14 protein-coding genes are annotated in these 12,723 nt (G+C 63.4%); 6 read left to right on the top strand and 8 right to left on the bottom strand.

The window, feature by feature from the left end:
• The first annotated feature begins 2 nt into the window (after positions 1–2).
• From EPO50_RS26370 to EPO50_RS26380, 3 genes are read left to right on the top strand one after another with little or no spacing between them, the layout of a single operon-like run.
• A complete protein-coding gene (locus tag EPO50_RS26370) occupies positions 3–1,151 on the top strand; it encodes a URC4/urg3 family protein (RefSeq protein ID WP_296349163.1) in 1,149 nt (382 codons plus the stop codon).
• Between the two features lie 16 nt (positions 1,152–1,167).
• The gene (upp, locus tag EPO50_RS26375) at positions 1,168–1,806 is read left to right on the top strand and encodes a uracil phosphoribosyltransferase (RefSeq protein WP_296349165.1); all 639 of its coding nucleotides are present in this window, start codon (positions 1,168–1,170) and stop codon (positions 1,804–1,806) included.
• Between the two features lie 24 nt (positions 1,807–1,830).
• Positions 1,831–2,226 carry an MAPEG family protein gene (locus EPO50_RS26380; RefSeq protein ID WP_296349167.1) on the top strand — a complete coding sequence of 132 codons (396 nt, stop codon included), beginning with the start codon at positions 1,831–1,833 and terminating at the stop codon, positions 2,224–2,226.
• 21 nt (positions 2,227–2,247) lie between these two features.
• On the opposite strand, the gene EPO50_RS26385 is transcribed toward EPO50_RS26380, so the two are convergent.
• The 8 genes from EPO50_RS26385 to EPO50_RS26420 form a co-directional block, all read right to left on the bottom strand.
• The gene (locus EPO50_RS26385) at positions 2,248–2,718 is read right to left on the bottom strand and encodes a copper chaperone PCu(A)C (RefSeq protein WP_296349168.1); all 471 of its coding nucleotides are present in this window, start codon (positions 2,716–2,718) and stop codon (positions 2,248–2,250) included.
• 55 nt (positions 2,719–2,773) lie between these two features.
• Positions 2,774–3,259 carry a TlpA disulfide reductase family protein gene (locus EPO50_RS26390; protein ID WP_296349171.1) on the bottom strand — a complete coding sequence of 162 codons (486 nt, stop codon included), beginning with the start codon at positions 3,257–3,259 and terminating at the stop codon, positions 2,774–2,776.
• The gene (locus tag EPO50_RS26395) at positions 3,256–4,443 is read right to left on the bottom strand and encodes a sialidase family protein (RefSeq protein ID WP_296349173.1); all 1,188 of its coding nucleotides are present in this window, start codon (positions 4,441–4,443) and stop codon (positions 3,256–3,258) included. Before EPO50_RS26395 ends, EPO50_RS26390 begins: the two co-directional genes overlap by 4 nt.
• Positions 4,443–6,623: a TonB-dependent receptor gene (locus EPO50_RS26400; protein ID WP_296349175.1), complete on the bottom strand. Its 2,181-nt coding sequence runs from the start codon at positions 6,621–6,623 to the stop codon at positions 4,443–4,445. Before EPO50_RS26400 ends, EPO50_RS26395 begins: the two co-directional genes overlap by 1 nt.
• A gap of 61 nt (positions 6,624–6,684) precedes the next feature.
• A complete protein-coding gene (locus EPO50_RS26405; protein WP_296349176.1) occupies positions 6,685–7,074 on the bottom strand; it encodes a DUF2946 family protein in 390 nt (129 codons plus the stop codon).
• A 77-nt stretch (positions 7,075–7,151) separates the two neighbouring features.
• Positions 7,152–7,757 (bottom strand): NUDIX hydrolase, encoded by a 606-nt coding sequence (locus EPO50_RS26410; protein WP_296349179.1) that lies wholly within the window; start codon positions 7,755–7,757, stop codon positions 7,152–7,154.
• Between the two features lies 1 nt (position 7,758).
• Positions 7,759–8,517 carry an SDR family NAD(P)-dependent oxidoreductase gene (locus tag EPO50_RS26415; RefSeq protein ID WP_296349181.1) on the bottom strand — a complete coding sequence of 253 codons (759 nt, stop codon included), beginning with the start codon at positions 8,515–8,517 and terminating at the stop codon, positions 7,759–7,761.
• A 12-nt stretch (positions 8,518–8,529) separates the two neighbouring features.
• Entirely contained in the window at positions 8,530–8,847 is a 318-nt protein-coding gene (locus tag EPO50_RS26420) for a multidrug efflux SMR transporter (protein WP_296349183.1), read from the bottom strand.
• 132 nt (positions 8,848–8,979) lie between these two features.
• Between EPO50_RS26420 and EPO50_RS26425 the strand changes: the two genes are divergently transcribed.
• From EPO50_RS26425 to EPO50_RS26435, 3 genes are read left to right on the top strand one after another with little or no spacing between them, the layout of a single operon-like run.
• Positions 8,980–10,770: a peptide ABC transporter substrate-binding protein gene (locus EPO50_RS26425; RefSeq protein WP_296349185.1), complete on the top strand. Its 1,791-nt coding sequence runs from the start codon at positions 8,980–8,982 to the stop codon at positions 10,768–10,770.
• A 58-nt stretch (positions 10,771–10,828) separates the two neighbouring features.
• Positions 10,829–11,791: an ABC transporter permease gene (locus tag EPO50_RS26430; RefSeq protein ID WP_296349187.1), complete on the top strand. Its 963-nt coding sequence runs from the start codon at positions 10,829–10,831 to the stop codon at positions 11,789–11,791.
• Positions 11,757–12,707 (top strand): ABC transporter permease, encoded by a 951-nt coding sequence (locus EPO50_RS26435; protein ID WP_296349188.1) that lies wholly within the window; start codon positions 11,757–11,759, stop codon positions 12,705–12,707. Before EPO50_RS26430 ends, EPO50_RS26435 begins: the two co-directional genes overlap by 35 nt.
• Positions 12,708–12,723 lie beyond the last annotated feature (16 nt).

Raw genomic sequence — 12,723 nt, forward strand, 5'->3', positions numbered from 1 at the left:
CAATGACCGAGTCGATTGCCTATCTTCGCACGCCGGCGGCTATTCGCGAACGGTCGGCCAAGGTCCTGAAGCACGTCGAAGACGGGCAGTCGCATTGGTTCTCCCTGTCGGGTGACGGGCTGGAGGCGGCGGTGCAGGCGACGCTCGCCGTGACGCGGGAGCGCTTCCCCAATCCGGCGGCCATTCCCTTCCATTCGCGCTGGAGGCACTTCGAGGTCGGAGGCCACGATCGCTGGAGCGCGTTGGCGGACCGATTGAAGGGACTGCCGCCTGAAGAAATCGCTCGTCGCCGCATCGACCTCGCGGTCGTGTCCGTGCTGCTCGATGCGGGCGCCGGCACCGCCTGGAGCTATCGCGAGCCGGGCACGGGTGAAACCTACGCGCGCTCCGAGGGGCTCGGTGTCGCGAGCCTGCATATGTTCGCCAACGGCGCCTTCAGTCGCGACGCGAAGGGTGACCCATTGAGGGTCGATGCCGAGCGCCTCGCGGCGCTGACGCCCATGGATATCGCCATGGGGTTCCAGGTGAAGGCGCACAACCCGCTGCTCGGCCTGGAAGGTCGCGCCGAGTTGTTGCGCAAGCTGGGCAACACAGGACTCGATCGGCCCGGGGCGTTGTTCGACATCGTGGCGGGTAGTGGCGAGGTGAAGGCCGAATCGATCCTCGCTGCCGTCCTCGACAAGCTCTCGCCGATCTGGCCGACCAAGCTCGGTGACGTTTGGGAGCATCCGGCCGCCGGACTGGTCCCGTTTCACAAGCTCTCGCAATGGATGAGCTATTCGCTGGTCGAGCCGATCGAAGGCGCCGGACTCGAGGTCATCGCGCTCGATGAACTGACTGGCCTGCCCGAGTATCGCAATGGCGGGTTGCTGGTCGATGCGGGAGCTCTGCGACCCAAGCAGCGCGCCTTGTTGGAGAAAGCATTCAAGCCCGGTGACGAGGCGATCGTGGAGTGGCGGGCGCTGACGGTGATGCTGCTCGATCGCATTGCCGAACATGTGCGCGGCCATCTCGGCCTCGATGCGGCAAGTCTGCCGCTGGTGAAAGTGCTGGAGGCCGGCACGTGGTTTGCGGGACGCAAGCTCGCCGCGGAACGACGCCCGGGGGGAGGGCCGCCGATCGCCATCGAAAGCGACGGCACGGTGTTTTAAGGGGGAGTTTTCATAAATGTCATTGCCGCACTCGATCCACGTCGTGAGCCACCCGCTTGTGCAGCACAAGCTCAGCAAGATGCGCGACAAGGAGACGTCGAGCACGAATTTCCGCCGTCTGCTGCGCGAGATGGGGTTGTTATTGGGCTACGACGCCACGCGTGACCTGCCGCTGGTCGAGCGCGACATCGCGACGCCGATCGAAGCGATGAAGGCGCCGTTGCTCGAAGGCAAGAAGCTGGTCGTGGTGCCGATCCTGCGCGCGGGCCTGGGGCTTGCCGAGGGCATCATCGATCTCGTACCGCTGGCGCGCATGGGCCATGTCGGCCTCTATCGCGATCCCCGGACGCTTCAGGCGGTCGAATACTATTTCAAGATTCCGCAGGATATCTCCGACCGTGACGTCATCGTCTGCGATCCCATGCTCGCCACCGCGCATTCGGCGATCGCCGCAGTGGATCGCTTGAAGGAGTCTGGCGCCAAGAGGATCAAGTTCATTTGCATCCTGGGTTCGGAGCAGGGCGCACGAGCCTTCGCCGAAGTTCATCCAGATGTGCAGGTGTTCGCGGCAGCAATCGATGCAAAACTCAACGATCACGGGTATATTGTTCCTGGCCTCGGCGACGCGGGCGACCGTCTCTTCGGGACCAAATAGCCCAAGAAGCGCAGGAGCAACGCAATGTCTCCGGACCTGAAATACCTCCTCTTCTCTACGATCCTGGCGTTCGTGCAAGTGCTGGTGGCGGCGATGGGCGCCAATCAGGCGGTCGGTCTCAACACACTCGCGGGCAACCGCGAAGGCCTCGGCGAGATCCCCGGCTGGGCAGGGCGCGCTAAGCGTGCCCATCTCAACATGATCGAGAACATGGTGCTGTTCGCAGCCTTGGTGCTGATCGCGGCAGCGGCTGGCAAGGCCAACGCCATGACGGCAATGGGCGCCATGATCTTCTTCTGGGGACGCCTGGCCTATGCCGTGATCTATGTCGCCGGCATCGCCTGGCTGCGTACGCTCGCCTGGTTCGTGTCGGTGATCGGCATGGCCATCATCGCCTGGGAACTCCTGAAGGTGATGTAGCTTCCTGCCGCGTCGCCTGCCTCAGTGTTTCGGGGCGGGCGATGCGGCACCCATCGCGGCGACGCTCAGTTCGACGTCGACCGAGCCGGCTTTCTCGAAGACCAGGGTGGCCGGGATCTTGGCGTCCTTGGCGAAGGGCGCCTTCAGCTCCATAAACATGAGGTGATAGCTGCCGGGCTTCAGTTCGACGGTGGCGCCTGGCGGGATTTCCAATCCTTTCTCCAGCTCACGCATGCGCATCACGTTGCCGTCCATCCGCATCTCGTGAATCTCGGCCTTGTTGGAGGCCGTGCTGCGCACGGCGACGAGCCGGTCGGGCGCCGTACCTTTGTTGGTGATCGTGAGGAAGCCTCCGCCGCTCTGCGCGGAAGGCGGCGTGGCGCGTGTCCAGGGATTGCCGATCTCGAGCGAGCCGACCTTGTAGTCGTGTGCAAATGCCGGCAGGGCGAAGGTGGCAATGGCGGCGGCAAGGAGCCAGCGACGGATGGTCATGGCTTTGTTCCTTTCAACTGGATGGGGGAGGATATGGTCGGGGGAGCGGCCAGCTTCAACGCTTGGCCTGCCGGTCGAGCCAGGCTTTGACCTCGGCAAGATCGGCGACACCAGACAATGTCGTGACCTTGCCCTCGCGATCGATCATCAGGGTGCGCGGCAGCTCGCCGGACCAGGCCGGATCGATCTCGAAGCGCAGGCGCTCGTTGAAACGGTCGGCGAAGCTCCAGCTCTCGGTCTTGCCGAGACCCGTGCGGGTCAGCATCTCCTCGACGCGGGCCGGTGGCTGCGGCACGGGATCGGCGGCCAACAGCACCAGCCGCATGTCGGGGCGCTCTTTCTCAAGTTTGGCCCATTCCGGCAGCTCGGTCAGGCAGGGAGCGCAGGTGAGACCCCACAGATGGACGATTGTCGGCTGGCCTTCATGAGCGGCGCGGAGTTTCGCCCAACTTCCCCGTTCGAAGGGCTGCGGGTCGGCAGCGTGCGCGTTGCAAAGTGGGGCCAGCGCCAGCAACAGGGCGAGGATGGCGGCCTTTCTCATGGCTGGTTCTCCAGCGGGATCAACCGATAACCTTCGATCTTGGTCAACCACGAGAGATAGGCGTGGCCGCCATAGGCGACGAGCAGGGGGTGGTCCGAGGCATCGGAGGTTTCGGCGATCGTGCGCGCCTCAGTCCATTGGCGGCCGCTGTCGCGGCTCACCTGCCAACGCACTACGGATTTCGTGCCGTCGAATTCCTTCCAGACGAGGTGCAGGGCCTGACCATCCGAAAGCAGATAGGGACGCGCCGGCTGACGATTGGGCGAGGAGAGGGCACGCGGCGCGCCGAAGGGAACGTTGCCATTGTCGGCACGGGCATAGAACAGGCCCTTGCGCGACGGCGCGTCGGTGAACCAGGCGACGTGATAGGAGCCGTCCGGCGCAATCGCAATGGTCGGCCCGTGATGCGGGCAGGCCTCGATCTTCCAGTCGTCGGCGCTCACCCGGCGCAACGGACCGGGCGTCGTCGCGTCCTTGAAGGTGACGACGGCATGGTCGCGCACGGAACCGGGAAAGATGTTGCGGAACACGATGGCCGGGCGTCCCGGCCCCGCGAAAGCGACGCCCAGCCGGCAGCATTCGCAGGTGTTGTCGAGTGCGATCTCCGTCTTACCGAAGCTGGCATCGCCATCCTCCCAGGCATAGGCCAAGGCAGCACCTGGATAGGCCCGGCCGGACGCGCGCGCCTTCGCACCGTTGCGCTTGTCGAGCCATGTTGCGAAGACACGGCCTGATGATGGATCGACGGCTACCGTCTCGAAGCGTTGGCTGGTCTTGTCGGCGGTGATTGGCCGCGGCGGGGTGAAGCTGGCGCCATTGTCCTTGGAGCGGGCGAAGAAGGCGCGGCCATTGAAGTTCTTGTCCTGGAAGATCGCAAAGGTAACGATCAAGCCGCCCTTTGGATCAACCGCGATACGCGCGCGCGCATCGGGACCCCAGTCGAGGTTCATCGGCTCGGGGGTCACCGCGACAGGCTCGGAGAAGGTCTTGCCGAGATCTGTCGATTTCACCACGACGATCTTGTCGGCCGTCGCGCGCACCAGCCATAGCGTGCCGTCGGGGCCGAAAGCCGGCGTCGCCGTGAAGGCTTCGGGCGCAGCGCTCGGCTTGCCGTGATTGTGATGCTGGGCGGCGGCAGTGCCGGCCAGCATGAGGGTCGCGAGTAAGGTAAAGAACAGGCGCATCAAAACCTCACTCTCAGGCCGGCAGTGGCGGTGAGCGGCATGCCCAGGGCGGGAATGGCCGACGGATTGACGGTCGTGCCCTCGAACGAGGTCAGGGTATAGCCCGACGCGAGATACTGCACATTCGTGAGGTTCTGCACGCTGGCGTAGATATCGACATCCTTTACCGGCGAATAGGTCAGGCCGAGGTCGATCAGGGTAGCCCCCTCGTTGAGCTGGGTATGGCCCGTGTCGTTCCAGTAGGCGGGGAAGGACTTCAGGGACGCCGTCAACACCAGTTCCGGGATCGGCCGCCATTCGGCGTTGGCCGTCACCATCGTGGTCGGCACCTGACCCAACTGCACACCGGTCCGGATCAGGGTCGGGAAGTTGGAGCTGGTGAGGTAGGCCGAGGTGGCGACGAAGCTGGCGCCGAACTTCAGTTCCTTTGTCGGCTGCCAGCCGCCGATGATCTCGATACCCCGGAACGTGGCGTTGCCGACATTCTGGTACTGCCGCACCGTCGTGAAGGCAGGGCTGAGACCTGCCGCAGAGACGAAGGGCGCTGCACAAGCGGGGCTGGCGTTGCAGACCGTGACGAAGTCGATGAAGTTGTCGAGGTTATTGTTGAAGATGGTGCCCGACAGGTTGAACTCGCGCCACTGGAAATCGAAGCCGATCTCCTGGCCGAAGTTGGTCATGGGCTGCAGGTTGGGATTGATCGCCGTGTAGGACGTGCCGCTGGCAAAGCTGCGGTACATCTGGTTCATGCCGGGCGCGGAGAAGTTGCGATAGATCGCACCGCGCAGAACCAGCTCGTCGGTGACGTGGAACTTCAATCCGAGGCGCGGATCGAAGCTCGAAGCGCTGGAGTTGGCGACCGGATTATTGGTGCCGGAATTGACGGTCAGCACATTGGCGTTCAGCGCCTGCCAGAAGTCGCCGCGCAGGCCGATCGTGACATCGAGCGGTATGCCCGGAACGCGATAGGTGCCCTGCGCGAAGATGCCCTGCAGCCGGTGCTCGCCATTGGCGACGAAGCTGGTTGGGGCAGCCGTCGCACTGGCATAGAGGTTGTTGTAGTCGGAGATGACGATGCGGCGCGCATCGACGCCGATCTTGACGTCGCGGATCGGTCCGAAGTTCGCCTCGTAGAAAACCGAGCCGCCTTGTTCGGAGTTAGGTGCCGTCTCGATCTGGCTGACGAATTGGTTGGTGGCGCTGGTGTTGTTCAGCGTATAGGCACCGCTCGCCACGTTGATGGTGCCGAACGAGCCGCCGCCGGCCCAGGCATTGAAGTTGATCGAAGAGTTCTCGTCGAGCTGATAGGAGCCGCCCAGCAGCAGCCGATAGGTCGACCAGTTGTTATGGGCGTAGGTCCAGGTCAGGCCATCTTCGTAGGTCTGGTTGAAGTAGGCCTTGGCGTAGAGCTTCAGGCTCTCGCTGGGCGTCAGGAAGGCGGAGAAGGCGACATTGTCGGCCTTCGACGCCGTCGGAACCAGGTTGACGTTGCGATACTGGGCGGGCGTCGTGTTGTAGCCCGCACTTTGGGTGTGATTATAGGAAAGACCGACCTTCAGCTTGTCGTTCACTGCGAGGCTGGTCGAGATCTCTGCGGTCGAGGTGTTGAAGCTGCCGTAGCTCACGTCGGCCGCTACGCCGGTCTTCGTGGGTTCGCGGGTAACGATGTTGATGACCCCGCCCATCGCCATGTTGCCCCACAGGCTGGTGGCGCCGCCGCCGCGAATGACCTCGATTCGGTCAACCGAGTTCTTGGGGATCGCACTCCAATTGATCGTCCTGAAATAGGGGTCGTTGATCGGCACGCCGTCGACCATCACCAGCGTGTTGATGGTCGTGGTGGTACCGAAGCCTCGGATATTGACGGGCTGGGCCGTCGGATGGAGCTGGCCGGTCGGGATCGTCGGCAGCCAGACGCCGGGAATGCGGTTCACGATCTGGTCGACACCGGTCTCCGGCATGGCCTGGATCTGCTCGCGCGTGACCACGGTCGTGCTGACGTCGAGCTTCTCGAGGTCGGAGCCGCGGCCGGCGCTCACGGTGATGGGCGGCAGATTGATGGTTGCCGCCGGTGGTGCGGCCGAAGGGTCCGCAGACGGCGTGTCCTGCGCTTTGGCTAATGCAGGAATCAGCCCCAGGGCTGTAAAGGCGGCGAACGTCGCCGCGCGAACGGAAAACATGAAAACTCCCCACGAATGACAAACGAACGCGACGCGGATGAGCGCGTCGCGGCTTCAGGTGTCAGACGAGGGAGGGTGGGGCGCGGGGCTGGCTTGGCCCGTCGCGGATACCAACGGGCGAGTAGGCATCGACGGCGGCGACGAAACGGATCGTCGTGACCACAGGTTCGATGCGAACGAAGGCGGCGGATGGCTCGGCCAGCACGGGGGCGTGGGCGAGACCGAGGCAGCATTCGTGGTTTGTGGCAGTCGCCGGAGCCGACGATTGCGAGTCGTCTTCCCCTGCACTGGGCAGGCAGAAGGCGCCCCACATCTTGGCGGCCGCAATCGGTCCGGCATCGCGCAACATGGCGGCATGCGCCAGTGGTTGCAGGAAATTGAGTGTGATCGCAAACAGCGCGACGGCAAAAGCCGACGCGCGCCAACCCGAATCAGGGCGTTTGCGAATCATGGTGAATTCTAGGCAGGGCGATCGGCTCCTCACAAGCCGACTGAGGCCCTCATAGTGTCGCAGCAGGGTTGCAAGAGTTAGAAGCGCAGGCTGGCAAGCCGCGGGTCACCGGTTTTCGCCGCATGGAGGTGCAGCAGCCACATCGCACCGCCCTGGAAGCCGTGCAGCATACGTCGGCCTTCGCGCAAATCGGCGATGTACTCGGCGAACGGAATCTGGTGTGGCACCAGCACCTCGCCGTCGTCGAGCTTGGGCGCGGCCTCCTTACGGGCGTCCAGGGCCAGGAAGCAGTGAACGCGGTTGTTGAGCCGCGGTGCGTTGGCGAAGAACGTACCCAGCGGATGCCATTCGTCGGCGGCGAAGCCGGTCTCCTCCAGGAGCTCACGCTTCATTGCCTCGATCGTCGGTTCGCCCGGCTTGTCGTGGATGCCGCTCGGCAGTTCGACGACGGTCTGCTGGCAGCCGTGACGATATTCCTCGATCAAGATGATGTTGCCGTCGTGCGTCAGAGCCAGGGCCGTCACCCAGTCGGGCTGCTCGATGACGTGATAGGGGGTGAGGACATGCCCATTGGGCAATTCCACCGTGTCCGACCTGAGCGCAATCCAACGATCGCGGTACGCATACTGGGACTCCAGGACCTTCCAGGGCGTGACCGTGGTGCCCTGCTTTTCGTCTTTCATGTCAAACCGCCGTCCAGCCGCCATCGACCACCAGTTCTGCACCGGTCACATAGGAAGATTCATCAGATGCCAAGAAGAGGATGGCGTAGGCCACCTCATCGACCTCCCCGGCACGGCCGAGCGGTACGCCCTTCAGGGTCTTGGCGCGTTGCTCGGGATCGGCGGTGCGCCCTGAGGTACGCATAGGTGGCATCAGGCCAGGATGCACCGAATTCACGCGAATACCTTCCCTGCCATGCTGGGCGGCGGCGGCCTTGGTGATGAGCCGCACGGCGCCCTTGGAGGCATTGTAGCCGACATGGATGTAGGCTTGACCGACGATGCCCGAGATCGAGGAAAGGTTGATCACCGAGCCACGACGGCCACCCTTCCGCATGGCCGCGATACCGTGCTTCATTCCGAGGAAGACGCCGGTCGCGTTTATGCCCATCAGCCGGTTCCAGGCATCCGTATCGTAGAGGTCCTGCTCGGCCGACCCCGAGATGCCGGCATTATTCACCAGCACGTCCAGGCCGCCGTGGGCGGCGGCGACTCCATCAACCACTTTCTGCCACTGACCTTCGTCGGTCACGTCGAGATGAACATAATGCGCCGTGCCACCTGCCTTCGTGATCGCGGCGGCAGTGGCTTCACCCTCTCTATCGAGGACATCGGCGAGCACCACGGCCTTGGCGCCTTCGCGGGCCAAAAGCCGCGCGGTTGCGGCACCCATGCCGCTTGCCGCGCCGGTGATCAGGGCGACTTTCCCTTTCATACGCATGGGTACGCTTCCTTATGCGAGTTTGAGGCCGATGATGCCGGCGATGATCAGGCCGATCGAAATGATCCGCATGGCCGATGCGGAATCACCGAACGCCAGGATGCCGACCGTGAAGGCGCCGACCGCGCCGATTCCGGTCCAGACTGCATAGGCGGTGCCCATGGGAATGACCCGCTGTGCCCACAAAAGCAGCGCACCGCTGGCTGCCATGGCGACGACCGCGAACACGATCCACCATGGACGAGGGCCCTCATCGGTCCATCCGAGCTTGAGGCCGACAGGCCAGCCGATCTCGCAAATTCCCGCCAAAACCAGAAAAACCCATGCCATGGAACCGTCCCCAAGAGTTCGTGCTGTCATTGACTGCAGCGTTACAGCCTGTAACGATCAAAGAATTGCACGCATCTTGCAGCATAGCGAGGGCGGCTCGGGGACGGACATCCAAGACTTGGGAGCGTAACGATGAACGAACATGAATTGCGTGGCCTCATTGGGAAGGTGAAGGCCGGCAAGCTGTCGCGACGAGGATTCGTGCAGCGCATGATGGCGGTTGGCATTGCCGCGCCAGCCGCCAGCCTACTTCTAGTGCATTCGGGCGTTGCCATGGCGCAGAGCCCGTCGACCTACAAGCCGACGAAGCGCGGCGGCGGCGGCATCCTGAAGGTTCTCTGGTGGCAGGGGCCGACCCTGCTGAACCCACATTTCGCCGTCGGTACTAAGGATCAAGACGGCTCGCGTCTCTTCTATGAGCCTCTGGCCGCTTGGGATGGCGAGGGCAATCTCAAGCCCAAGCTGGCAGCCGAGATCCCGACCCGCGAGAATGGCGGCGTCGCAGCTGATGGCAAGTCGGTCACCTGGAAGCTGAAGCAGGGCGTCACCTGGCATGACGGCAAGCCGTTCACTGCCGACGACGTCATCTTCAATTGGGAGTACGCCAAGGATCCGGCCACGGCCGCCTACACGATTGGCTCCTATCAGGACGTCGTTGCCGAGAAAGTCGATCAATACACGGTCGTCGTGAAGTTCAAGAAGCCGACGCCGTTCTGGGCCGATGCGTTCGTGGGGACGCGCGGCATGCTGATCCCCAAGCATCTGTTTGCCGACTATATCGGCGCCAAGTCGCGCGACGCCCCCACCAATCTGAAGCCGGTCGGCACCGGTCCCTACATGTTCAAGGATTTCAAGCCGGGCGACATGGTTTCCGGCGTGATCAATCCGAACTACCACCAGGCCAACAAGCCTCATTTCGACGCGATCGAAATGAAGGGTGGCGGCGATGCGGTGTCGGCGGCGCGCGCAGTGCTGCAGACCGGCGAGTATGACTTCGCCTGGAACATGCAGGTCGAAGACGAGATTCTCTCGCGACTGGAGAAGGGCGGCAAGGGTCGCGTCCAGGTCACGCCGGGCGGCAACATCGAATTCTTCTTGATGAACCAGACCGATCCGTGGACCGAGGTCGACGGCGAGCGGGCAAGCCTCAAGACCAAGCACCCGACGCTCAGTGATCCCGAGGTGCGCAAGGCGGTCGCGCTTCTGGTCGACAACAAGTCGATCGAGCAGCACATCTACGGCCGTACCGGCCCGGCGACTCGCGACTTCCTCTACAATCCGGAGCGTTTCCGCTCGAAGAACAATCCGATCGAGTTCAATGTCGACAAGGCGAACGACATTCTCGAGAAGGCCGGCTGGAAGAAGGGGCCCGATGGCATTCGTGCCAAGGACGGCAAGAAGCTGAAGTTCGTCTATCAGACGTCGATCAACCAGCCACGCCAGAAGACGCAGGCGATCATCAAGCAGGCCGCACAGAAAGCCGGCATCGACATCGAACTGAAGTCGGTGACGGCCTCGGTCTTCTTCTCGTCCGACGTCGCCAATCCGGACACCTACACGAAGTTCTATACCGACCTCGAGATGTACACGACGACCATGACGCAGCCGGATCCCGCGCTGCACATGCTTCAGTTCGTCTCCTGGGAGGCCGCTTCCAAGGAGAACAAGTGGCAGGGCCGTAACATCACCCGCTGGCAGAGTCCGGAGTGTGACAAGCTTTATCGGGAGTCGGAGTCGGAGCTCGATCCTGTCAAGCGGGCCGCAATGTTCATCAAGATGAACGACCTGGCGATCCAGAATCACATCGTGCTGGGCGTTGTCCAGCGGCCAGGGGTCACGGCACAGGCGCTCAAGCTCAAGGCCCAGATCAGCGGCTGGGACAACAACACGTCCGACCTGTCGGACTGGTTCAAGGAAGCCTGAGACACTGCCAGTTGAGACCCCTCCCTCACTCTGCGGGGGAGGGGCGTAAGGCCCGCCAATGTCTCGTCAGTACATTATCCGTCGTCTGCTGATTGCCATCCCAAGCCTGCTCGGGATCAGCGTCGTGCTGTTTGCCGTGCTCGCCATGGCGCCAGGTGATCCATTCGAGGAACTCGCCACCAACCCTGCGGTGCCACCCGAGGTCCGTATGGCGCTGCGTGCCAAATTCGGCCTCGATGATCCCATCTGGACCCGCTACCTGCACTGGCTCGCCGCCATGCTACAGGGCGACTGGGGCTTCTCCTTCGCGAGCCGCATGGATGTCGACAAGCTGATCCTGCAGCGCCTGCCGGTGACGCTGATCGTGATCGGCTCCTCGCAGATCCTCGCCATCCTGGTGGCACTGCCGGTTGGCGTGCTGGCCGCGACCCGGCCCTACTCGGTGTTCGACCAGGTCGCCAATACACTGGCCTTCATCGGTTTCTCGCTACCGACTTTCTTTACCGGCCTGCTGCTGATCCTGATTTTCTCGATCCAGCTCGACTGGCTGCCCTTCGTCTATCGCAGCGACATAGAAGCCAAGGGCTGGCTATTCTATTGGGAGCACATAAAGCAATCGATCATGCCGGTAGCTGTGCTGGGCCTGTTCCAGGGCGCCTCGCTGGTACGCTACGTGCGTTCCTCGGTGCTCGACGTCATCCGGCTGGATTACGTTACCACCGCGCGGTCCAAGGGCATTGGTGAGCGCAAGGTCATCACCAAGCACGTGGTGCGCAATGCGCTGATCCCGGTGGTGACCCTGGTGGCGCTGCAGATGCCGATCGTGTTCGGCGGCGCCATCGTCACCGAGCAGATCTTCCGCGTTCCCGGCATTGGCTCGCTCCTGATCTCGGCCATGCTCGCCAACGACACGCCCGTCGTCATGGGCGTGACTTTCGTGTTCGCCTGTCTCGTCGTCCTCTTCAACCTTATTGCCGATATCCTTTATGGCTGGCTCGACCCCCGCATCGCTTTCCGCTGAAGCACCGCGCGTCGCCGCGGCAGCCCCTCGCAAGAGCCGGCCGGTCACGCCGGCCCGAGAGGCATGGCGGCGTTTCCGCCGGCACAAGCTCGCCGTGGTGAGCGGCATCGTGCTGATCGTCATGTTCGCGGCCGTGGCGCTCGGTCCGGTCATCTGGCCGGTGCCGATCAACGACATCGACTTTGCCGCCAAGCTGCAGGGGCCGTCCTGGTCCCATCCACTGGGCACCGACGATCTTGGCCAGGATCTGCTGGCCCGCCTCCTCTACGGCGGCCGCATCTCGCTGGCCGTCGGGCTGGCGGCCATGGTCGTCGCCGTAGTTGTCGGCATCCTGGTCGGAGCGCTGGCCGGCATGTCGAGCGGTCGGGTCGATGCCGTGTTGATGTGGCTTACCGACCTTTTCCTATCGCTGCCGCAGCTGCCGCTGCTGCTGCTGGTGATCTACCTCTTCCGCGACACGATGAAGGGGATTTTCGGCGTCGAGGGCGGCGCCTTCGTGCTGATCGTGGTGGTGATCGGGGGCTTGCGCTGGATGCCGGTGGCGCGTCTGGTGCGCGCGCAGTTCCTCTCCCTGCGCGAAAAGGAGTTCGTCGAAGCCGCCCGGGCGCTCGGTGCCTCCAAGACGCGCCAGGTCGTCCAGCACATCCTGCCCAACGCCCTGGGGCCGGTGATCGTGGCCGGCACGATCGACGTCGCCGCCGCCATCATCGCCGAATCGACGCTGTCGTTCCTCGGCCTGGGCTTTCCGTCCGACGTGCCGACCTGGGGCAGCGTTCTGCGCGACGCCAAGGACTATCTCGACATCGCGCCGCATTGGGCGCTGTTCCCCGGTGCCGCCATTTTCCTGGCCGTGCTTGCTATCAATTTCATCGGTGACGGCTTGCGCGACGCGCTCGATCCGCGCCGGGTTCTCTAATGCGAGTGTAGCGTGG

This window comes from Reyranella sp. (assembly GCF_004297405.1).
In the GTDB taxonomy this organism is placed as follows: Bacteria; Pseudomonadota; Alphaproteobacteria; order Reyranellales; family Reyranellaceae; genus Reyranella.